General features: G+C 42.7%; 21 protein-coding genes. 9 read left to right on the forward strand and 12 right to left on the reverse strand.

The genetic code is table 11. The features are described 5' to 3' along the window. Window positions 1-12: 12 nt before the first annotated feature. Entirely contained in the window at window positions 13-3,012 is a 3,000-nt protein-coding gene (locus tag RM347_RS24260) for an NACHT domain-containing protein (protein ID WP_322715683.1), read from the reverse strand. 380 nt (window positions 3,013-3,392) lie between these two features. Here RM347_RS24260 and RM347_RS24265 point away from each other — a divergent pair, with 380 nt between their 5' ends. Beyond that, the gene (locus RM347_RS24265; RefSeq protein ID WP_428850603.1) at window positions 3,393-3,674 is read left to right on the forward strand and encodes a hypothetical protein; all 282 of its coding nucleotides are present in this window, start codon (window positions 3,393-3,395) and stop codon (window positions 3,672-3,674) included. Here the strand turns inward: RM347_RS24265 and RM347_RS24270 are convergent. Then, window positions 3,642-4,217, reverse strand: coding sequence for a TIGR04376 family protein (locus tag RM347_RS24270; RefSeq protein ID WP_322715685.1), 576 nt, complete (start codon window positions 4,215-4,217; stop codon window positions 3,642-3,644). The two genes, RM347_RS24265 and RM347_RS24270, sit on opposite strands and share 33 nt — an antisense overlap. A gap of 149 nt (window positions 4,218-4,366) precedes the next feature. Between RM347_RS24270 and RM347_RS24275 the strand changes: the two genes are divergently transcribed. The 6 genes from RM347_RS24275 to RM347_RS24300 all read left to right on the forward strand — a co-directional run bounded on the left by RM347_RS24275 (window position 4,367) and on the right by RM347_RS24300 (window position 11,470). Continuing rightward, complete coding sequence (locus RM347_RS24275; protein WP_322715686.1) at window positions 4,367-5,884, forward strand: DUF3131 domain-containing protein; 1,518 nt, start codon at window positions 4,367-4,369, stop codon at window positions 5,882-5,884. Between the two features lie 67 nt (window positions 5,885-5,951). Next, complete coding sequence (locus tag RM347_RS24280; RefSeq protein ID WP_322715687.1) at window positions 5,952-6,083, forward strand: hypothetical protein; 132 nt, start codon at window positions 5,952-5,954, stop codon at window positions 6,081-6,083. Between the two features lie 267 nt (window positions 6,084-6,350). Beyond that, on the forward strand, window positions 6,351-7,025 hold the full coding sequence (locus tag RM347_RS24285) for a type 1 glutamine amidotransferase domain-containing protein (protein ID WP_322715688.1): 675 nt from the start codon (window positions 6,351-6,353) through the stop codon (window positions 7,023-7,025). A gap of 214 nt (window positions 7,026-7,239) precedes the next feature. Then, the gene (locus RM347_RS24290; RefSeq protein ID WP_322715689.1) at window positions 7,240-8,610 is read left to right on the forward strand and encodes a serine/threonine-protein kinase; all 1,371 of its coding nucleotides are present in this window, start codon (window positions 7,240-7,242) and stop codon (window positions 8,608-8,610) included. Between the two features lie 72 nt (window positions 8,611-8,682). After that, window positions 8,683-10,143: an ABC transporter substrate-binding protein gene (locus tag RM347_RS24295; protein WP_322715690.1), complete on the forward strand. Its 1,461-nt coding sequence runs from the start codon at window positions 8,683-8,685 to the stop codon at window positions 10,141-10,143. A gap of 274 nt (window positions 10,144-10,417) precedes the next feature. Continuing rightward, window positions 10,418-11,470: a hemerythrin domain-containing protein gene (locus RM347_RS24300; RefSeq protein WP_322715691.1), complete on the forward strand. Its 1,053-nt coding sequence runs from the start codon at window positions 10,418-10,420 to the stop codon at window positions 11,468-11,470. Between the two features lie 81 nt (window positions 11,471-11,551). Here the strand turns inward: RM347_RS24300 and RM347_RS24305 are convergent, their stop codons facing one another. From RM347_RS24305 to RM347_RS24325, 5 genes are all read right to left on the reverse strand, one after another. Then, complete coding sequence (locus tag RM347_RS24305) at window positions 11,552-12,748, reverse strand: M20 family metallopeptidase (RefSeq protein ID WP_322715692.1); 1,197 nt, start codon at window positions 12,746-12,748, stop codon at window positions 11,552-11,554. Window positions 12,749-12,951: 203 nt separating this feature from the next. After that, complete coding sequence (locus RM347_RS24310) at window positions 12,952-13,515, reverse strand: pentapeptide repeat-containing protein (RefSeq protein ID WP_322715693.1); 564 nt, start codon at window positions 13,513-13,515, stop codon at window positions 12,952-12,954. Between the two features lie 356 nt (window positions 13,516-13,871). Beyond that, window positions 13,872-15,632: a serine/threonine protein kinase gene (locus RM347_RS24315; protein WP_322715694.1), complete on the reverse strand. Its 1,761-nt coding sequence runs from the start codon at window positions 15,630-15,632 to the stop codon at window positions 13,872-13,874. Window positions 15,633-15,755: 123 nt separating this feature from the next. Further along, a complete protein-coding gene (gene rpsU, locus RM347_RS24320; protein ID WP_012407716.1) occupies window positions 15,756-15,944 on the reverse strand; it encodes a 30S ribosomal protein S21 in 189 nt (62 codons plus the stop codon). Window positions 15,945-16,247: 303 nt separating this feature from the next. Continuing rightward, on the reverse strand, window positions 16,248-16,562 hold the full coding sequence (locus RM347_RS24325) for an RNA recognition motif domain-containing protein (protein WP_322715695.1): 315 nt from the start codon (window positions 16,560-16,562) through the stop codon (window positions 16,248-16,250). Window positions 16,563-17,712: 1,150 nt separating this feature from the next. Between RM347_RS24325 and RM347_RS24330 the strand changes: the two genes are divergently transcribed. Next, window positions 17,713-17,934: a ferredoxin-thioredoxin reductase variable chain gene (locus tag RM347_RS24330; RefSeq protein WP_416211859.1), complete on the forward strand. Its 222-nt coding sequence runs from the start codon at window positions 17,713-17,715 to the stop codon at window positions 17,932-17,934. A 5-nt stretch (window positions 17,935-17,939) separates the two neighbouring features. On the opposite strand, the gene RM347_RS24335 is transcribed toward RM347_RS24330, so the two are convergent. Further along, entirely contained in the window at window positions 17,940-18,161 is a 222-nt protein-coding gene (locus tag RM347_RS24335) for a hypothetical protein (RefSeq protein WP_322715696.1), read from the reverse strand. 74 nt (window positions 18,162-18,235) lie between these two features. Then, on the reverse strand, window positions 18,236-19,027 hold the full coding sequence (locus RM347_RS24340) for a YdcF family protein (protein ID WP_322715697.1): 792 nt from the start codon (window positions 19,025-19,027) through the stop codon (window positions 18,236-18,238). A gap of 64 nt (window positions 19,028-19,091) precedes the next feature. Here RM347_RS24340 and RM347_RS24345 point away from each other — a divergent pair, with 64 nt between their 5' ends. Next, the gene (locus RM347_RS24345) at window positions 19,092-19,235 is read left to right on the forward strand and encodes a hypothetical protein (RefSeq protein WP_322715698.1); all 144 of its coding nucleotides are present in this window, start codon (window positions 19,092-19,094) and stop codon (window positions 19,233-19,235) included. A gap of 32 nt (window positions 19,236-19,267) precedes the next feature. Here RM347_RS24345 and RM347_RS24350 read toward each other — a convergent pair whose 3' ends face one another. The 3 genes from RM347_RS24350 to RM347_RS24360 form a co-directional block, all read right to left on the reverse strand. After that, on the reverse strand, window positions 19,268-19,774 hold the full coding sequence (locus tag RM347_RS24350) for a hypothetical protein (RefSeq protein WP_322715699.1): 507 nt from the start codon (window positions 19,772-19,774) through the stop codon (window positions 19,268-19,270). Window positions 19,775-19,850: 76 nt separating this feature from the next. Continuing rightward, window positions 19,851-21,380, reverse strand: coding sequence for an AAA family ATPase (locus tag RM347_RS24355; RefSeq protein WP_322715700.1), 1,530 nt, complete (start codon window positions 21,378-21,380; stop codon window positions 19,851-19,853). 99 nt (window positions 21,381-21,479) lie between these two features. Beyond that, a complete protein-coding gene (locus RM347_RS24360; RefSeq protein ID WP_322715701.1) occupies window positions 21,480-22,085 on the reverse strand; it encodes a 50S ribosomal protein L25/general stress protein Ctc in 606 nt (201 codons plus the stop codon). Window positions 22,086-22,147: the final 62 nt, after the last annotated feature.

Below are 22,147 nucleotides of genomic sequence, written 5' to 3' on the forward strand. Positions count from 1 at the left end.
AAAAAACAAAAATTATTCTTTTGTTACTACCAAATTCCACAGCGCATCAATTCCACTGCCTACATATTCTGAATCCCGGTGTTGTAAAATCCATTCGGCGACAGTAGCAGTAACATTGCTGGAGTTTTTGCCCAACTTGCGTAATGCAAAAGCAGCAGAGTAACGCACAATCTCACTCTCATCTTTGAGTAAACCCAGCAGTGCTTCAACTACCTGTGGCGAGGCGTTGCCCAAGTTGCCCAATGCAACAGCAGCAGAGTAACGCACAATCTCACTCTCATCTTTGAGTAAACCCAGCAGTGCTTCAACTACCTGTGGCGGGGCGTTGCCCAAGTTGCCCAATACAGAAGCAGCAGAGTAACTCACAATCTCAGTCTCATCTTTGAATAAATCCAGCAGTGCTTCAACTACCTGTGGCAAGGGGTTGCCTAACTTGCCCAATGCAACAGCAGCAGAACTACGCACACTCTCACTCTCATCTTTGAGTAAACCCAGCAGTGCTTCAACTACCTGTGGTGAGGCGTTGCCCAAATTGCCCAATATAGAAGCAGCAGAGTAACGCACACTCTCACTCTCATCTTTGAGTAAACCCAGCAGTGCTTCAACTACCTGTGGCAAGGCGTTGCCCAAGTTGCCCAATGCAGAAGCAGCAGAGCTACACACACTTGCACTCTCATCTTTGAGTAAACCCAGCAGTGCTTCAACTACCTGTGGCGGGGCGTTGCCCAAGTTGCCCAATGCTAAAGCAGTGGAGTAACGCACACTCGCACTCTCATCTTTGAGTAAACCCAGCAGTTCTGCCAATACTTCCTGATGTTCACCTAAAGCTGCCCGATATTCTCGCAGTCGCCCTTTATTTATCAAATCTGCTGATGCTTTTAACTGTTCTAGTGCTTGAGCTTGAAACCGGGTTTCATTTAAATTGCAAATAATTTGAAAAACCTGTGATTTAACTTCCCTACCTACTTGCTGAGAATTGCTAACTTCAAGCTCAACTAATTTCTGCAAAATATCTGTAATCAATTTGCCATCAGATAATTTTAAATCTTCAGCTAAACAAGTACCTGCAAATAAAAGATTGCGGTACAGCCATTCTTCATAAAGAGTCTCTTGTTGCAGAATTGCTTCAATGATTTTTTTCGAGTTATTTTGATTTTGTTGAGCTATTAACAGCAACAACACCTCTCGCCAGTGGGAATTGTGTAGATAATCTCGAATGTGATTTAGTACTTCGTTAAAATCTTCTGATTGGCGATCGCGTATTTCTTCACCTGCCAAATATTCCTGAAAAGTCTTATGCACAAAGGCATATCTATCTTGACCTTGTTCGTTTAATAAACCACAGCGTTCTGTAATATGGTCAACTAAGCGTTCTGCTTCGGCTTCAGCTTGATGTTTCTGAACTTGATAATTACATTCACAAATATATTTGCTTAATTGCGTAATTACCTCATCTCTATCAATCAGCGTACCACCTTCTTTATCGCCAGTTTCCCCTTGAGAGTGAATCCAGTAAGCAAGGTGTTGCATCAATATTTTGATATCGTCTAATTTAATATACTCCAGATTCCAAGACTCAATACCCTTGTTGACATCCCAGTTAATCAATAACGTATCAACTGCCTGTTTATAGAGTTCATATCGGTATCTCGGCAAACGTGCCTCATAGCGATGTATCAAAGCAATAATTGTCAGTAGTAAAGGATTGCGTGCTAATAATTTGATGCGTTCTTGTGCTGCTAATGCTTTTTTTAAACTTTCTTGAAGCTGTTGTGCTTTTTCTGGGTTGTTTGGCAGTCTGCTGTTATACCATTGCTGAATAAATAAATCAATTTGACTATCATCAAATTTTTCTAGCTGATAATGAGGGAATTCATCTGTACCAAAAAATCCTCGATTATAACCTGCTGGACGCGAAGTTATAATTGCCCGATTTTGAGAATATTGTCCGAGAAAGCTGTGAATTATCTTTACAAATTCATAGCGATCGCTTGGTTTAGCGATTTCATCTAAGCCATCAAGTAAAATTAAAGCTCTCCCATCTTCTAACCAATGTTCAAAGAAACCTTTGGGCAATTCTTTAACATGAATACTATTGGCGAAATTGCGTACATATTCTAAAATATTTTTTGTTGGAGCTTTGCCTAAGTCTCTAATTCTAATCAAAATTGGCAGTAACTCTAAGTCTGCTGATAAACCGAGTTTTTCAGTCTGCTGTTCAGCCAGCATCACAGCAAAGTAACTCATCAAAGTTGTTTTACCAATTCCTGGTTCTCCCAACACAACAAATTTATTGCGTGTACTTTCTTTCAGCAGTTCTTTGGCTGAAAATTTCTTGCCACTACTTTGTTGCTCCCAAAGTAAAATTTGCTGGCGTTGCTGGCTGGCTGTCTCTTCCAAAGCAAAATCTAGATTTAATTTTAAACCTGTGCTTGCTCTAACTTCCACCTGCTCAACCACATTAGGCATTACAAAAATTTGTAGTAGTTTAGCAAATTTCTCTTCTTCTTTTGTTTTTACCTTTATTCCGACAAATTCAACACCATCAAAATAGCGTGACAGTTGTTTGAGATAATCTGATTTAGCAATTTGAAACTTTAAATATGTATTGGTGTGTTCAAAATAAGCATCTATAAACTTTTTCAGCCAAGATTCAATACTCTCATTGCGAAACTCTAAGTTTGGCTTTTCTGATTTTATTTTGTCGAAGATTTTAATTAAAATTTGTAGATTGAGGGTTGTCTTCTCTGTAAAAGGCTTCTGTAATTCTTCTTGAACTCCTGTATCTTTGAAAAACCTCTCTAAAAGTTCTCTCGCATCCTTTGGCGTACAATGAAAAAATAAATGTTGATGAAAATCTCGATCGGAATCCCACTCCTCAGCGGATTGTACGCCTGCTTTCAAAGCTTTTTCTAAGTCTGTAGGATTTAATGCACTATTGATTTTCTTAACAATTTCTGGAAATACTGCTTTTCCTACTGAGCCAGCAATAGTTAATAACTCTGCACTCATATTGCTTGGGATATATAGTTTATATACATACTACATGCTTATTAGCTTTGTCAGTCGCCGTGCGAATTTTACAACTGATTCAAGGACGGGATAATCCTGATTACCTGTAACTGTTGCTTTTTCCATGAGCAACACAATGAACCTATCCTACTATTCTAAAAATCCCTAATTCTTCTTGTAAAATGTGCCTGAAAACTTTGATTTTTCGTTTTTAGCGCTCACTCAGCTTAAGAAGTTGTTTGAAAAGTAGTTGGCTGTGATTTTAATCACATTATTACCCCCCTTAATCCCCCCTTGTAAAGGGGGGAAATAAGAAATCTTGTTCCCTCCCCTTTCCAAGGGGAGGGTTAGGGTGGGGTAAAACTGACGCGAAAAACCAAGTGAGTAGGCTATTTCTGGCGATCGCATTTGTTATTTTTGCGATCGCATTTGTTGCTTTTGCGATCGCATTTGTTACTTTGGTGTTCGCATTTGTTGCTTTTGCGTTCGCATTTGTTGCTTTTGCGTTCGCATTTGCTGCTTTTGCGAACTCATTTGCTGCTTTTGCGATCGCATTTGTTATTTCGGCGATCGCATTTGTTACTTCGGCGAACGCATTTGTTACTTCGGCGTATTTTAGCCAATACGCGCTACTTCTGCATATTCCGCTTCATTTGTTCTAATTCATCCTGAGTTTCCCAGCTACGGAACTTCTCTTCTAAGTCATCAAAACCACTAGAAGAACTGCTAGTTCGATTCGACCAGCCAATGGTTTCAAAACGCTGCTGGGTTTGAGCTTTAGCACGGGCTGTCTGTGCTTCGGCCGCTTTAGCTTGCACCTCCTGTCGCCGCTGCTGAATTTTTTGTAGTAGTTCCTGAGATTGGTTAATCCGTTCTTTCAGCCCTTGCATGTGTCCCCAGCGCTGATTTCCTTCGCGCAACAGGGCTGCTTCTCGCTCACCCGCCGCCGCTGCCAAATCCTCTCTATTAGCGTTTTTGGCTTTTTGAATGCGGATATGCCAACGCTGAATTTCTTGCGCGGTGGACAGAATTTCTTCTTGCGATCGCTTCTCTTGTAATTTTAAATCTGCGATCAGCTTTAATGTGTCTTCTTCTTGCTCACGCAGCTGTTCTAGCAGCGCCTCTAACTCCAAATGTGGATTGTTACGCAAGAATTCTTCTAAACGGTTTTCTAAAAACCGACTCAAATCATCAAATAAGCCCACTGCTAGAACTCCAGAGATTGGGTGCGTGACTATTTTATTGTAATAGTCAGGTGGACTTCTGGGTGTTAGTTAGATTTCAAAGTTGGGAAGAATGTATTTGGTGAAACTACGCAAATAACCCTAACTTACAAAATAAGGCTTTAATCGGTATGAGTTCTGATTTTCAACCGCCACCTAAGAGCTTGTCCATACTAGCTTCTGTAGGAGGAGTGGTTACCGCTGCGATCGCGATCGCAATTTTAAATGTTTGGTCTAAGCAACTTTCCAAGACTGCGATAGAAAAACCTGAAATATCAACATCTCAAACTGCCTCACAGCAGTTAGTACAACCGGAAAAACCCCAACTCCCTGTCTCTGACCCTAAAGAAGCTGAAATAGTTGCCAGCCTTGATGCTAAATCTGTAGTTTTGCCAGGTCAACCGATTCCTAAAAACCAACTAACAGTAGCCATAATTCCCTATATTGCTCCTGGAGTTGGAAAACTAACTTCAGAGGAAACGACAACTGCCCGTCAGGCTTGGTCATACTTCCAGCGCAACTGGAATGATGAAACTGGCTTGGTCAATTCCGTTGATGGCTTTGCTTCTGTAAGTATGTGGGATCAGACAGCAGCGATCGCAGCCTTGGTCAGTGCTAGAGAACTCAATATCGTGCCTGCGGCTGAATTTGAAGCCAAAATGAGCAAAATGTTGAAAACTCTGGTCTCAATACCCTTATACAAAGGGGAACTACCCAACAAGGTTTACAACGCTAAAACTCTTGTACCAGTTAATTATGGTCAACTAGAAAAACGGGAAGAAATTGGTTGGTCAGCGATTGATTTAGGGCGGATGGCAATCTGGTTAAAAATTGTTGGGGCAAAGTATCCAGAAATGCGACTAGAAACAGAAGCAGTTTGGAAACATTGGCAAGTCAAGCGTCTGACCAAAAATGGCAGAATGTACGGTACCGCCGTCATCAAAGGCAAAGAACAATACAATCAAGAAGGTCGCTTGGGCTATGAGAATTATGCTGCTTATGGTCTGAAATTATGGGGCTTGGATGTTAATAAAGCCTTAGATTATCAGTCCCATGCTGCCTTTGTCGATCTTTACGGACAGGGAATTCCTTACGACAAACGTGATTATAAAAACTCTGGAGCCAATAACTACGTTCTTAGCGAACCCTATATTTTAGATGGTATCGAAACAGGATTTCAAGCTTTGCCTAAAGCATACGCCGATCGGATTTTAGCTGCTCAAGCAGCGCGTTATGAAGCGACAAAACAATTAACCGCCGTCACCGAAGATAATTTAGATCGCCCTCCATATTTCGTTTACAGCAGTCTGTTTGTTAATGGAGAATCTTGGGCAACAATTACAGATACCAGACAACAGCATAACAATTTGCGATTCCTCAGTAGCAAAGCTGCGATCGGCTGGCATGTACTTTATAATACTGCTTATACCCGCCAGTTATTTGATTTCGTTCAAAGCAACCTCAAATCAAAAGATGGCTGGTACAACGGCTTTTATGAGTCTATGCGTCAGCCGAATAAAACTCTTACCGCCAACAACAATGGTGTGATTCTAGAAAGTTTGTTGTACAAGCAAGTCGGACAGCCACTTACCGTTTGGGCAGGAGTCAAGAGTCATAAGTCAACGGAAAAGGCTATCAGAACACCGTAAGTTAAAGCTAAGATTCTCAGGCAATGAAAAATCTTGCCTGAAGTTCAACTACAGTCCTGGTCAGGTTATGACTGAAGCAACAACAGTTGAGGCGCAGGGACGAATCACGCCTGAAGAGTTGGAAATCTGGTACGATGCTTGTATCGAAATGCTGACAAGAATTGTCATGGCGGTACAGGCGGCGAAACAACTGGGTTAATCAGTATTGGCTCTGCTTAAATGCGATCGCCCCTAGAATTAAGTGCATCTGCGATCGGTGCTGTAGCGAAACTCCAAAAATTAAATTACTCAATTCCTCCATCCAAGACGACTATCATATATCTTCTCCCCCTGCTCCCTCTGCCTCCCCTGCCTCCCCTGCTCCCCTTCTCCCCTTCTCCCCCGCGATTAATTATTTTTTATCTGGAAGTCCCTAGAGCGGACATTTTAAACGAAATCAACAACAGAGGCGACAATGAAAATTCTGATGGTATTGACCTCCCACGACCAGCTTGGCAACACAGGTAAAAAAACCGGATTTTGGTTAGAAGAGTTTGCTGCTCCTTACTATGTCTTCAAAGATGCAGGTGCCGATATTACCCTGGCTTCTCCCAAGGGTGGGCAACCGCCGCTTGACCCTAAAAGTGACGAGCCGGATGCTCAAACCAAGGCAACCCTCCGCTTCAAGCAAGATCCAGATTCTCAAACTCTTTTAGCCAACACCTTAAAGCTGGCGAGTGTCTCTGCTGCCGATTATGATGCTGTGTTCTATCCCGGCGGTCACGGCCCTTTGTGGGATCTGGCTGAGGATGCCAATTCCATTGCGTTAATTGAAGCCTTCTATGTAGCTGGAAAACCTGTAGCCGCCGTTTGTCATGCTCCTGGCGTGTTTCGTCATACTAAAGCACCTGATGGCGTTCCTCTTGTGCAAGGCAAGTCCGTCACTGGCTTTGCAAATACCGAGGAAGCGGCGGTTGGACTGACAAACATCGTGCCGTTTCTGGTGGAAGACGAGTTGAAAAAGAACGGCGGTCAGTATTCCAAAAACGATGACTGGCAACCCTATATAGTAAGCGATCGCAATTTGATCACTGGTCAAAATCCCGCATCGTCTGAAATCGGAGCAAAAGCAGTTTTACAGCAGCTGATGGACTCTAAGTAAAAAAGGCAGGAGGTCAGGCAAGGGACATACCTACACTGATTGCAAGACACCGAATCTGTATATTAGAAGTAGGGCTTAAAACACAAGTTCACAAGAGGTTGCAGCACTCAATTTTTTAGCCGGCTCAAAACAAGCTCTGTAAAGTTAGCGATCGCCTGACACCAGTGAATCTAAGCTATATTCTAAAAATTAAGCAAATGACAGCGATAATTATATGGTCTGCTGCCTAAATCCTAATTGCGAGAATCCCCAAAATCCTGACGGGGCAAATTTCTGCCTCAGTTGCGGTACTGAGTTGGTAGCGCTACTGAGAAATCGTTATCGGATAATCTCACCATTAGGAAGAGGAGGGTTTGCACGCACATATATCGCAGAAGATATAGACAAGCTCAATGAACGATGTGTTGTCAAGCAGCTAGTTCTAAGTCAATTTTATGGCATTCAGGGTAGTCAAGCACATAAAAAAGCAACTGAGTTGTTTGAACAAGAGGCTAAACGTCTCAAAGAGCTAGGGGAACATGTTCAAATTCCCAATTTGTATGGGTATTTTAAGGAAGGTGAATATCTGTATTTGGTGCAGCAGTTTATCGAAGGACAAAATTTGTCGCAGGAGTTAAAACAGCAGGGGGTTTTTGATGAAGCCAAGATTCGAGATTTTTTAAATGATTTATTATCTGTGTTGGTAGCAATACATCAACAGCAGGTAATTCACCGAGATATTAAGCCAGAAAATATTATTCGCCGTCAAAATGATGGGAAGTTAGTACTAATTGATTTTGGGGTAGCAAAGCAAAAGAGGGAGCCTACAAATACTACGCTTGGGACAATTATTGGTTCATTAGGTTATGCGCCGATAGAACAAATGCAAGTAGGTAAAGTTTTTCCGTCCAGTGATATCTACAGTTTAGGAATAACTTGCTTTCATTTGCTGACCAATATTTCTCCGTCGAGTTTGTGGATGAAACAAGGCTATGGTTGGACTTCTAATTGGCGACAGCATTTAACGCAACCGATAAGTCAGGAATTAGAGATGATTCTTGAGAAGTTACTAAAAGAAAATCATGAACAGCGTTATCAATCTGCACAGGCTGTCTTACAAGACTTGAATAATCTCCCACCCCTAAGGTATACATTACCTCCTACAGTCATTCCACCTACTCTGCGAGCAAAATCACAACCACAAAATCAACACAAATCAACTCGATATCTACCCCAATTCTCTAATGGTCAATTATTATCTGGAGCAATAATTGCTGGCTCAGGTAGTTCCTTCTTAGCGATCGCACTTATAAGTTTTCTCGGAACTACTTGGATTAGCTCTGGATTGTGGCTGCTAATTTTAGGAGGATTAGTCTTTATTCAATCTCGCCCACTTTGGGAAAAAAGTTATTTAATTATTATTGCTATAATAGCAAATTTACTCGTTGTCTTGATTTTCAGAAACCTGCTAACCAATAATCTTCTAAAATCTGGTATAAATGGGCTGCTGCTCGTAGGATTGCTAGTTATTCTTGCAGGCTTATTGACAGTTATTATTTTGGGTGTGTCTGAAATAATAAACAAATTACTTTCTAAATATTTTTAAATTCTTGGTCTGGCTCAATTTTCAGAAATCTCTTTATTTAAGATAAATTTTGTAGAATTTGGGGAATTATTTATGACAAATAAAAAAGAAAACTTGAGGCTGCTTATATCTCTCGGTCTGGCTGGAGTAATGGTAGCAGCTATTTTATGGTTAATTAGCAAAGTCTCTTCTACCATTATAGCACCATCAAACCCCATATCAACTTCATCTTCATTGACAAATAAGCCGTCCTTAATAAATTTGGGTACAAGGATTTTGGTGAAAGTGCAAACGTATCCTGAGAAAACAGATGGAGTTAAAGCTTTTGCTGAAAAGGATTTTCCCACTGCTGTTAAAAAGTTTACTGCTTCACTAAAAAATAATCCTAACGATCCAGAAACTTTAATTTATTTAAATAATGCCAAAATTGCACAAGATAATTCGAGCGCTTTAAAAGTTGCTGTCATCGCTCCAATTAACTTTGATCCGAGTTTATCAGAAGAAATTTTGCGTGGTGTAGCTCAAGCTCAAAATGAAGTTAATAACCAAGGAGGAATTAATGGGAAAAAGCTGCAAATTGTGATTGCAAGTGCTGATAATAGAGAAGATGCTACACGGTTAGATAATGAATTAGTTCAAGACAAGAGCATTGTGGCAGCAGTAGGTGTTAGACGTAACGCCGCAATTTATAGTGAAAATCGCTTGGTGTTAGTCTTACCCGTCGAGCGACCAAATCAAGTTGAAAATCAGGAAAACTTAAATAACAATTCAGTAAATAGTCAGCCGAATAGTTCCACAAAGAACTATTTTTTTCATATAAATCCGCTATATGATAATTTAGTAGATACTCATTCTCGCTACATTGCTCGACAAGCAAGAAATGTTGCTATTTGTGGCGATTTTCGTAGTTCAAGAAGTAATTCAAGCTCCTCATCAAGTCAGATACTTGTAGAACAGTACACTCAAGCTATCAAAAAATATGGTAGCAACGTTATTAGTACGCCTTGCAATTTGGCTGATAAGAATTTTGACCCTAGAGCTTTTGTAGATCAAGCCATAGAAACAGAAAATGCAAGTGGCTTTTTACTAATGCCCTCAATCAGAAATATATATTTTGCCACCAAAGTAGCACAAGAAGTTAAAGGCAGAAAACCACTGTTTGCTTCGGAAAATATGTATAGTGCAACAGCTTTACAAAATGGCAAGGATCTCGAAGGAATGGTATTACCTGTGTATTGGCATCGTGATGCTAATAAAGATAATCCCTTTGCAGAAAATGCCCTTCAGCTTTGGAATGCACGGGTGAATCAGAGAACAGCGGGAGCTTATGATGCAATCCAAGCAATAATTGCTGGCTTGAAACAAGACGACACCCGCGAAGGGTTACAAAAGGTACTGTCTAATCCCAATTTTTCGACAACTGGAGCAACGGGAATGATCCAGTTTTCTCCCTCCGGTGAGCGTCAAGGAGAAGCATTGCTAGTCAAAATCGAGCGTTGTGAGTCTTGCTCTACTGGAACTGGTTACGATTTTGCCCTCTTAAATAAGAAGTAATTTGTTGACGTTAATCTTCATTCCAAAGATATAGATTGCTTTAAAATAGGTAATCTTTTCAATTTGTAATGTAATACTAAACTGGTTGCTTTGAATTGCAACCATGAATTGCAGCGATCGCTTCAATTGATATTTCTATTCTGTAACGCGAACTTTTGTTTTTCTACCCAGAGTTGTGAACGCGATCACTCAAAAGAAAGATGAAATATCCCTAACCTCTATGTCAAGGTTATATCAGTAATAATTATGAACACTTTGCCGAGGAGAACTACAGATGGTAGCTACTTTAGATGATACGAAACGCAATGCTATTGCTATACAATTGGCAAGTCTTAAAGCCCTCCAACAGTTGGCCATCGAAAATGAGCAATTGCTTTTGACGCAAGGGCTTGATACCGAAATTGCCGATCGCATCCGAAATTTCATCAATGATGATGAAAAAAATCTTGGCGTTCTGGAAACTGTAATTGGTCAATATGGTATTCAGGCTGAACCCAAAAAGACTGTTAGAGAATTCATTGAAAAAGCTCGTGAATTGTTTAAAGGTTCTGAGTTAAGCCTGTATGAAAAAGTATCTCAGCATGAATTGCTAAAACATCAAATAGTAATGAGTGGCTTGATAGTTCATAAGGCTGCTCAAAAAGTTGGTGCTGACGTTTTACTAGCAATCGGGCCTTTGAATACCATTAACTTTGAGAACCGCGCTCACCAAGAACAACTCAAAGGTATTCTGGAAATTCTGGGTGTCCGTGAACTCACTGGACAAGACGCAGATCAAGGAATTTGGGCACGTGTTCAAGACGCTTTGGCCGCAGTCAGTGGTGTAGTAGGTAGCGCTGTTACCCAAACCAGTGACAAAAAGGATCTGAATATCCAAGATGTCATCCGCCTCGATCACAACAAGGTAAATACCCTATTTACCGAACTCCTGCAAAGCGACAATCCACAGAAGATCCAAGAGTACTTTGGTCAAATTTACAAGGATCTAACTGCTCATGCTGAAGCTGAAGAGGAAGTAGTCTATCCAAGAGTACGTCCTTTCTACGGTCAAGATAACACCCAAGAATTGTTTGACGAGCAAGCTGAGATGAAGCGGGTGTTAGAGCAAATTAAGGCTATCAGTCCTTCTTCGTCTGAATTCAAAGATCGAGTTAGACAGCTTATGGAAGCTGTTGGCGACCACATTCGTCAAGAAGAAAGCACAATGTTTGCTGCCATTCGCAACAACTTGAGCACTGAACAAAGTGAACAACTGGCTACTGAATTCAAAGCCGCTAAGACCCGAATTCAACAAAAACTAGGTGTTGTTAGCGAATCGAATGTGTAGAATGCTTACAGCTTTTCTATATCCGCTAAAAAAAGTTAGTTAAACAAAAACTCCCAGCACATCAGCGCTGGGAGTTTTTGTTTAAAAATTTTGCTGACAATTCTGCTGACAGTATTTATAAGCCGCATAAGCCATAGTTACAACGCCAGTGATAATGGCAGATTCATCGACTTCAAATTGGGGATGGTGTAATGGGTAGTTAATAATTCTTTCTTTGTAGCCTACACCCAAGCGAAACATAGAACCGGGGATGTGTTCCAAATAAATAGAAAAATCTTCAGCACCAAGGGAGGGTTCGGGTAAGACTTGAACGCGATCGCTACTCCAAGCTTCTTCTGCGGCTGATTGTAACAATTGCGTCAGGGCATAATCATTTTGGACGCTGGGTACACCTTGGCGATAATTGACTTGATAGTTTGCCCCGTAGGTATGGCAAACATTAGATACAATATTTTCAATCCAGTTTGGGAGATGGGCACGCGTTTCGGGATGGAGCGATCGCACGGTTCCCAATAACTGCACTTTATCCGCAATTACATTCGGCGCTCTGCCACCATTAATCTTCCCTATGCTCAATACTACAGGACGCAAGGGATTTTGCGTCCGGCTGATGGCTTGTTGCAGTGCAGTTATGACTTGGCAAGCAATCCAAATGGCATCAATCGCCTCATGGGGACGCGCCCCGTGCCCAGATTCTCCCATAATCAGAATCTCTAAATCATCAGCGGCGGCTGTCAATGCCCCGTAACGCACGCCAATAGATCCTGCGGGTATAGAAGGGAAAACATGAACCCCTAATAAAGCTGTAACGTTTTCCATCGCCCCATCTTTCACCATCCAACTTGCCCCTTGGGCAATTTCCTCGGCTGGCTGAAATAAAAACCGCACTTTCCCACCCAACTCCTCTGCCACTTGGGACAGCACCATTGCCGTTCCTAATCCCACTGTGGTATGGACATCGTGACCGCAGGCGTGCATAACCCCATCTGCACGAGAGGCATATTCCAAATTAGTACCCTCTTGAATTGGCAAGGCATCCATATCGGTGCGAATTGCCAATAGACGGTCATTTTGGCTAGTACCTTGCAGTTCTCCAATGACGCCTGTTTTACCAACTCCCTCTTGCACGTGCAGACCACTGGAAGACAAAACACCAGCGACGAAGGCTGCTGTTTGGTACTCGTGACCGCTGAGTTCTGGGTGAGAGTGGATATGGCGGCGAATTTCAATTAAGCGGGGCGCTAATTTTGCTGCTAAGTCTTTAATACGGGTAAGCATCGATTCAATTAATCTACAGGCTTTTTTCCCATGATAAAGAACTGTTAATAAACAAAATGCTTTTGCTATACAAGGATAGTTGATAACAAGCAGGGGGAGCAGGGGAAGCAGGGGGGCAGGGGGCAGGGGGAAAATCCCGCCCCTCTGCACCCCGCACCCCGCCCCGCTGCCTCTTCCCCAGTCCCCAGCCGCCAATTCCCAGTTTATTTTGAGTAGCAGGTTGTGCCTCGAGTATTTTCGGGTTTGAACTCGTTACATTCTCTGGTATTTTGACGCTCTGACGACCAGCCATAGGGTTTGTCAGAGGTAACGACACCATTATCTAAAGTTGTTAGTCGGTAGTTAGCCCCCCGAAAATTAGTAAACTGTAATTTGGCATCTTTTAAGTTTGCTGCTTCCAAATTGGCGCTAATGAAACCGGCATAAGATAGATCGGCATTTTCCAGAGATGCTGATTTTAGATTTGCTCCTGTTAAGGAAGTACCACTAAGATTCGCCGAATTCAGAATCGCACCTTCTAAATTTGCACCGGTAAGATCGGCATTCGTGAGATTAGCTTGAGATAATGTAGCGCCGCTCAAGTCAGCCCCTCGTAAATTTGCTCCAGTTAGATTGAGTTTAGTTAGGTCAGCACCACTCAAATTACACCGGGGACAGGCACTTGTCGCCTTCAATTGATCCAAATCTAGCTGATTTAACGCAAGGCTCTGCTCTGCAAACCCAAAACAAGCTAGCAGGACGGCGGTAGCGGCAATCTTAAGTTTCATATTTTTTACAGATATTCACAAAAATGACAAGTTACGCAATGTGCGTATTGTCATACTTACATATACCGCTTCTCTAAGGAAGAACAGGGATGAAGCATTGATTAAGAACCTGTAAAAATACTATAAATTCTAGTGATAAGACTACTCAAACTGAAATATAGGCTATAGAATCGAGTCGTAAGGAACTATACCGAACCAATTATAGACTACCACATATGTGATCCCCCTAGCTCGATGAAAAAGACGACTAGGGGGATCTTGTTTTTAGGTACTGAGGACTGGGCAAGAGGCAGAGGGGCGGAGTGCGGGGTGCAGATGAGAGAAATTTTCCCCCTGCCCCCTGCCCCCCTCCTTCTTCACCGCCATCCCAAAAGGCGTAATCCAGGGACAATTAGGTAGTAACTCATTCCTAACCAGAAACTTATAAAGAAGCCTACAGAACCAAAAAAAATCAGAGGTAACTGTAACTCTGACCAGGCTGGTTGACTGGTAAATTGGAAGATCGGAGGTGCTAACCTCAAAAGAATCAAAACGGCATAGGCGATCGCACTACCAAAGGCCGCGAACACACCGTAAACTATGTGATGGCTGCGAAGTCCTAAACTCAAGGTGAGTAGGCAAACTGCCACTAAAATCACTGCCACTAAGCCCTCGCCGCTGTCTTTTGGGGTGATTAATTGCAAAATTAACCAGCCGAAGCCATAGCTAATCATGCCCATCAGGGACGCCACTAAAAACCGCCGCCGTTGACCAAAACACCCGGATACTGTCAGTCCCCAAGCGGTTCCCCAGCCTGCTGCGACGAATACCAAAATATCTGCCCCAAAGACGGGTTGAGTATTTGGCACTAATTGGTTTAGCTGATTCCCAATAAATTCCACAACCAGACGCCCCAAACTGGTGCGATAGGCCAAAATAAAACCTGCGATCGCACCAAAACAAGCACCGATACTACTCAGGATCATCGCCCAAATCGTCGCCAAACAACCTTGGAAAATTTTGATGATTGCCTGAACGATAAAAACAAAAGTTTTGGTTACAGCTTGGCTAAAATTAGCTAAAGCTTGTTCAATAGCTTGTGTTAACAGTGTAAATCTCTGGGACGCTTGCGTTGAGGCTTGCTTAACGTTGTCTCGCAGTTTGGAAAACAACCCTGGCGGCGGTAATGGTTGAGAAATCTTCGCTAAACGTTTTTGAATCATAGCTGCATTTGCCGGACGCGATCGCACATCCTCGTGCACCATCTCATCCAGCAAATCTGCTAGTTGTGGGTTGACATTCACCGCAGTTCGCCAGCGCAATTTCCCAGTTTGCTGATCTTCCAACTCTAGCGGGTATTTGCCTGTTAGTAGTTCAATCACCGTTCGACCAAGAGCATAAAAATCGGCACCTGGCCCGACAACACCTCCAGTCACTTGTTCTGGTGGACTGTAGCCAGAAGAAAATAATCGCGTGGAACTAGACTGAGAACGCAGTTTAGAGGGGCTAAATTGTTTTGCTCCGCCAAAATCAATTAGTACCAAGCGATCGCCTTCTGTTTGCCCTTGAGGCGGGGTTAAAGATGGCGAAGAGGTTCCCAGCATTAAATTAGAAGGTTTAATATCCCGGTGAATAATCTGACGTTTGTGTAATTCTTGTAAAATCTCTACAGCTTGGGCAAACCAGTTTAAAACCAAATCCTCTGGACAGCCTTGGGGAAACTTTTTTAATATCTCCTCTAAAGTCCGCCCATTGATTTTTTCCATTACCAGACAAGGCAGTTGGTGCGGTTTGGGATTAAACAGTTTTACGTGAAAATATCCATCAGCATCGACTGTAGGGACACCTGGATGCTCCAAACTAGATAAAACCGCCGCCTCTTGGGTAAATAATTCCAGTGCCTTTGGTGAATCTTCTACCAACACTTTCAGTACTTTCTCGGTTTGAGTTTTTTCATCCCAAACCGTGTAGATTTGAGCAAATCCTCCCGACCCCAACGGCTGAAGTGGAACATAGCGGTCTAGCAACTCTAGCGGTGCGCCACAGCTGTTGCAAAATTTGTTTCCCCAAGGCTGGGGATAAGGACGTTGACAATCAGGATTTATGCAGTGAACCGCACTCTGAGTGATGTGGGACACAACCGCTACAATACAAAGGCTGACTTGATTTTAGCGTTTCTTTAGGTTTCATGATTTTAAAATAGGCAAAAGGAAAACCCTCATAGATTTTATGAGGGCATTCGTTTATATCTATGTCAGTTCTTAATTACGAAAACTTCTCTTACTCTGCCTGTGCTTGGCAACTTCTTTGCGCTTGCGTTTTTCTAGAGGCGTTTCAAAATGACGATGCTTTCTCATGTCTGGAAAAATTCCAGCCTTGGAAACTTCTCGCTTAAATCGTCGTAAGGCTGACTCAATGTGTTCATTGTCACCTACAATTACTTGGGTCATTATTTCTCCTACTAAGTTGACTTCATCAATGGCTATGCAGGCTTTCAGGAGTGCTAAGTTACCGAGGTTCAGATGCTTGCGGCGGACTGCGCCAACGGCTTAAGCCGCCGCTCTGACTTCTCGCTGAGTGCTGAGTAACCCCATAGATAAATCTAGGGGATTGAACTAAGGACGAGCGCTCCTTCCTGGGCACGGGTTAAACACCCCGTTACCGCTAACAGCACTGTTTCAGTAACATTACAAAAAAAAGACAGACTCCTTGTCTGACCTTAAGACTCTAGGTAAATTTTTTTGTTTCCAAGGTTAGTAGCGGTTGCGTCCACCGCCGCCACCGCCGTATCCTCCTCGGTTACCACCACCAAAGGAACCTCTATCTTCCTTGGGTTTAGCTTTATTTACTTTCAGGTCACGACCCATCCACTCAGCACCGTCGAGAGCTTCAATAGCAGCTGCTTCTTCAGCTTCAGTTCCCATTTCCACAAAAGCAAAGCCTCGCGGACGACCTGTTTCACGGTCAGTAGGTACTTGAACTCGCTTTACAGTACCATATTCTGCAAAAATACCACTTAAATCCTCTTGTGTAACGTCATAAGAGAGGTTACCTACATAAATTGACATCGATTCTCTCCAAAATCATCACTGTGTAGAGATTTTAATTTCTCTGAGAAGTCTGTAAATACTAAAAGGAAAAAGCCTTTCAATACTAAAACCAAAGACATCACTGAATTAACTCTCCTAATCATAGGATGACATAGGAGTCAATTCTTTGCATCCAGTAGATAGTTAACAGATAGTTAACCAGTGATGCGATCGCCTAGGTGCGATCGCCCGCCCCCACGTACCCTAAGTACAGCCCACCGCAAAAAAGGGTTGGAAATGGAAGAAGATAAATTCTGTAGGGTGATATGGGAAACCAGACATGCAGGGGCGCATCTTTAATATCCGAATTGAACGTTTGACTGCATTAACCATGAAGCATTACTCCAAAATTTTAATACGAAAGGCAAAGTCAGGCAACAAATATAAACCGCCAACTTGTACTCGCTTGGAAAACCCGCTTTTGATCAACTGCGATGCCTATGCGAGTCTTCTTTTTAGAGCTAGCCTCTCCCAAAGGGAGAACTACGGTGTACACACATCTGTGTGCAAAACCAAAATCGTTGTAGATCCTCCTAAATCCCCCGATAAATTGGGGGACAGTGCCTAAAATCACAGCCAACCACTTTTAAAACATCCTCTAAGGACGATCGCGCTCTAAGCAAGAGTGCATTCGATAATAACAGCGCGTCTGCTAGGCACGAAAATTGGTGAGAGAGTTGACCTGGGGAACATCCTAGAGTGAAGATAAAAGGGTTAGATATCTTGTCAAAGTACTAAACACATTTAATGTCGCCTGATTTCCTTTCATTTCCCCGTTTTCGGGGTAAAGGCGGGGGGTAGGGGCGATACTTATTAACGCGGCAAAAAACTAAATAAAGTATGCACGGATTGCTAAGACGTGCGGCAGTCGCTACAACGGGAGAAACCCCGCTCCGGGTAACGCTCTTTCTCCTGACTGAGACGCTTTGCGAACGTCGCTAACGCCAGTCGCCTACAGGGCTGGAATTACCGCAACGCGCTGCCTTGCCTGGACGCAGAGGGTTAAATGCGCCGTCGCACCCCTATGAAGCGTCAAAAAATAACTGATTAAATCAAATCTTAAGCGATTTAATCATATATTCTGTAGCAGATACTTGTGGAAAAGCAAATGCTAGGTGTAAATGTTGTTATGAAAGTTGGCGATCGCGTCCGCGTTAAAGATTCGGTAGTAGTGTATCATCATCCTGAACATCGGAATAAGCCTTTTGACATCAAAGGCACAGAGGGCGATGTAGTAGGTATTGCCACCCAATGGCAAGACAGACCCGTAAGCGCTAATCTGCCGATTGTAGTCCAGTTTAGTAAAAAGTTTAAAGCCCATTTACGTGAAAATGAGTTAGAAGTCATTTAAATGACTCATCGGCGGCGAAACCACTGAAAAAGATTCAGTTCGCCGCGCATTCTTTTAAGCTCTTGGCGATTCTGTTCTGCTGTTGTATAATACCATTCACAATAACGCTGAAACTCTGACCGTGACCGGACTTCGTGGTAGAACTGATGGGTTGTTTGGTAAGCGGCAAAAGCTTCCTCTACTTGGGGTTGAGGGGATGGAATAATATAGGGTAAGTTTTTAGACATAATATTAACTGAGTGAAGAGTTAGGAGTTGAAAATTGATAATTTATAATTGATAATTCATAATTCATAACTTCATTAAAGCCAACCGCGTAAGCGATAAACTAAAGAACCAATATATTCTTTTAAAGCAGTGGTAAATTGGTGTAAATTGTCGGTATCAGGTAATAAATTTAGTATAGCGGCTTTGGGAGTGCTGCCGATTTCTTGCAACTCACCCTCACTAACAAGAAAGTCAGTGGGTGCAGGAATGGCATTGATTCCTTGACGCTGGAAAATCTGAAGCGATCGCGGCATGTGCATTGCCGAGGTAACTAATAATACCTGATTGATGCCACGAGATGACAAAATTTTTCGGACATTTACAGCATTTTGATAAGTATTGAGAGATTCAGGTTCCTGAACAATCGCCTCAGATGGAATACCAATAGATGTGAGTATTGTAGCCATATCTGCCGACTCTGGTGAACCACTTCCACGCCAATCAATGCGACCCCCACTAAGAATGATTATAGGCGCTCTTTTCTGGCGATACAGTTGTGCGGCATAAATTACGCGATCGCCTGATTCACTCAAATCGACGGTAGGTCTTGGGGGAAAAGCTGATTTAGTTGCGCCACCCAAAACCACAATTGCTTCTGCAACCGGTATTTGGGCGGGTGGAAGATTTTGCCATTCTAGCGATCGCACTAATGATTTAGCGATCCAAGCATTACTAGAAAATAACAATAAAGTTAGGGCAAAAGCAATTGCGATCGCCGCAGTGCGCGGTCGTTTCCACAACGTCACTAATGCTACTACTAAGCTCACACAGGCTAGTCCTAGTGGATAAAAAAATAGTGGCAGTAATTTGGATAGATATAAAAACATATTGGGAATGGGGCATAGGGCACGGGGAATAGGGTATGGGGATTGAACTGAGAACTGGGACATTATGAAAGAAGCAGGGGAAGCAGGGGAAGCAGAGGGAGAAGAATTAATAACCAATGCCCAATACAACTCTTGGAGAGGCTGCGCCCTAAGCGTAGCTATGCCGCAGGCTTTACGGCTTTGCTCATTACAAGTGCCCAATACCTAATTTTTAATTCCCAATGCCCAATTCCCAAATTACTACCTTTCCCAAAACCTGAAATTGAAACTACTTCCAGCAGGGCGACGGTAGCGGCGGGCGGTTCTTCTTGTTTGCCGTTTGTTGATCCTCTCGTTCGTTGGTTCAACTTCGATCTCTTCTGAGTCTTCAACTTGCAACTGAGTTCTAGTTTCTTCCTTACTTCCCCACCAAGCAGTAATCCAGCCTCCAGCTAAAGCGCCTATTCCACCTAGCAAGATACTCATGGGTGCTGGATACCCTAAATATACAAAGCCCAGCATGAAAAATAACCAGTATTTCAATCCTGTATCGACGCCATCAGAGGAGGCAACAGTTGGAGCCTGGGCGCTATTATCGGTTACATTTGTGATCCAGCTTAAGATGAAACCGCCCATGATTCCTAAGAAGATGCTCAGGGCTGGTGCGGAGCCGGTCATTATTAATATAAATGTTAAAAATGCTCCAAATAATAGTTGAGAAAAGAAGCTGGGAGAAATACTGAAAAAGTCGTTCTTTTTGTCTGCCATAAAATAAAAACTTATTAACTAATTACTAATTCGTAATTCGTAATTTTCGATTCAATTACGAATTACAAATTACGAATTATTTTAATTGTGCCTGTTGTAGTTGAGTTGTATCCCAAATCTTTACATAAGGTTGTTCCTCTTCAGTAAAAGGTTCAGCTTGTTTGATTTGTGAGGCTAATAAATCGGCGGTGGCATCAGCGATATCACCAGTGCGATTGTTCAAACGCTCTTTTATGACTTCTAGCGGTGCTGTGCATTGGATAATCTGAATAGGAAGTTGGTGCTTTGTAGCTTGAGCGATCGCTTCTTGCCGTAACTGCTGTTTATCATACTTGGCATCCAAAATCACCGAAAAACCTTGTTTAGCCAGGATAATTCCCAATTCTAATACCCGTGTGTAAGTTTTCTCGGTCATCTCAGGTGTATACAAATCATCGCCACCCTTTTCCCACAGGGGAATTCCTCCTAAATGCTTCCGCACCGCATCAGAACGCAGGTGAATCGCTCCCTGTTGACGAGCTAAAGACCTTGCTGTGGTACTTTTACCAGAACCCGACAACCCCGACATCAAAATTAGTTGTCCCAGCTTTGGTTTAGTGTACTCCCAAGCCTGTTTGTAATAGTCAGCGGCAGTTTTTGTTGCTTCTTCCTTTACCGTCGCGGGTACACTTGGGTCATCTAGCAAAAATGAAGTTACCTTTGCCCGGACATAAGCCTGACGACTTAAATACAAGGGCAACACTTGTAAGCCTTCCCAGTCCCCAGTTTGTTCTATATAGGCATTCAAAAACGCATTACCCAAGTCTTTGCGCTGGCGAGCTTCCAAATCCATCACCGTGAAGGCTACATCGTACATCACATCGACAAAGCGAAACGGCTCATTAAACTCAATGCAATCGAACAGCAAGATTTTATCGTGCCACAGAGCAATATTTCTCAGGTGTAAATCCCCGTGACATTCACGAATATAGTCGTTGTGAATTCTGCTAGCAAATAATTCTGGATGTTCGGCAAAAAAGTTATCTGTATATTGCTTTGTTTCTGTAAATTGCGCCTGAGTCTGGGGGCCACCAATATACTTCTCAGTTTGCTGATAATTCTCGTCAAAGGCAGCCCGAACATTTGGCACTTCACCAAAAGTGCGAATGTAATCATTCGTTTGTGCTTGGGCATGGTATTGAGCCACCACCCGTCCCAACTCATCTAGGCGTGTCTCATTTAACTTACCCTCTTCAAAAAGTGTACTTAATAGAGACTCTTGAGGAAACTGGCGCATCTTCAGCACGTATTCTACAGGCTCGTCAGTTCCTCCTAAATGGTATTGTTCCCGTACCAAAGTTATGGGCAAAACTTCTAAATACAGTTCACCAGCACCCCGCTGATTTAACCGCAACTCTTCCTGACAAAAATGCTGCCGCTTCTCTAAGGTGGAAAAATCCAAAAAGCCAAAATTCACAGGTTTTTTCAGCTTATAAGCGTAATCCCCAGTTAACAGCACATAAGAAACGTGGGTTTGAATTAGTTGAATGGGTTCTGTTACGGTATGGGGATAAAATCCAGGCTGCAACATTTGCTGAATTAAAGCTGGAAGAGTCGCTTCTGTCATCTCTGTCCTCTGCGCTCTCTGCGCCTCTGCGGTTCAAATACAAAAAAACCAGGAGTTCCCCCCTGGCATCATCAAAAATTATTACACAGTTTACCTAGCTTAAGAAGCTGCTTCAGTTTCAGTTTCAGTCCCAGCATCTTCAGCGCTAATTTGTGGTGGCAAAACGCTCACAACAAGTCGCTCCGATTCAGCTAGAGGTGTTACACCTTCAGGAAAGGGTATATCACTAATACTCAAGCTGTCTCCTATTTGCAGGTTAGAGACATCGATTTCAATTACATCTGGGATGTTTTCTGGCGCACAAGTCACCTGCAATTCGGTGATTACGGTGTCTAACACACCACCTTCTTGTTTAACACCAACAGCATTTCCCACAAAACGTAGGCGTACTTCTACAGTGGTGTCGCCGTGGCCAGCAACCGCGAAAAAGCTGAGGTGATAAGGTGTACCTTTGGCTGGATGGATCTGAAGTTCCCGCAGCAAGGTTTTACCACGCCAAGGTGCATCAGCAATATTCAACTCAATCAAAGTGTTGTTGACGGAAGCTCTTTTGAGCAAACGCTCAACAGTTTTCGCCTCAATGGTCAAAGAAATAGATTCTGTACCCTTATGACCATACAAATTGGCAGGTATCAGTCCAGCACGGCGCAAAGCTCTTGGCTTGCTGCCTTCTGGACGTTTTTGAGATTCGACTGTAATAGCCATAGAAGTTGTCCTTAGTCATTAGTCATTGGTCATTGGTCATTAGTCATTAGTCATTAGCAAAG

Source organism: Nostoc sp. ChiQUE02, from assembly GCF_034531305.2.
Classification (GTDB): domain Bacteria; phylum Cyanobacteriota; class Cyanobacteriia; order Cyanobacteriales; family Nostocaceae; genus Nostoc.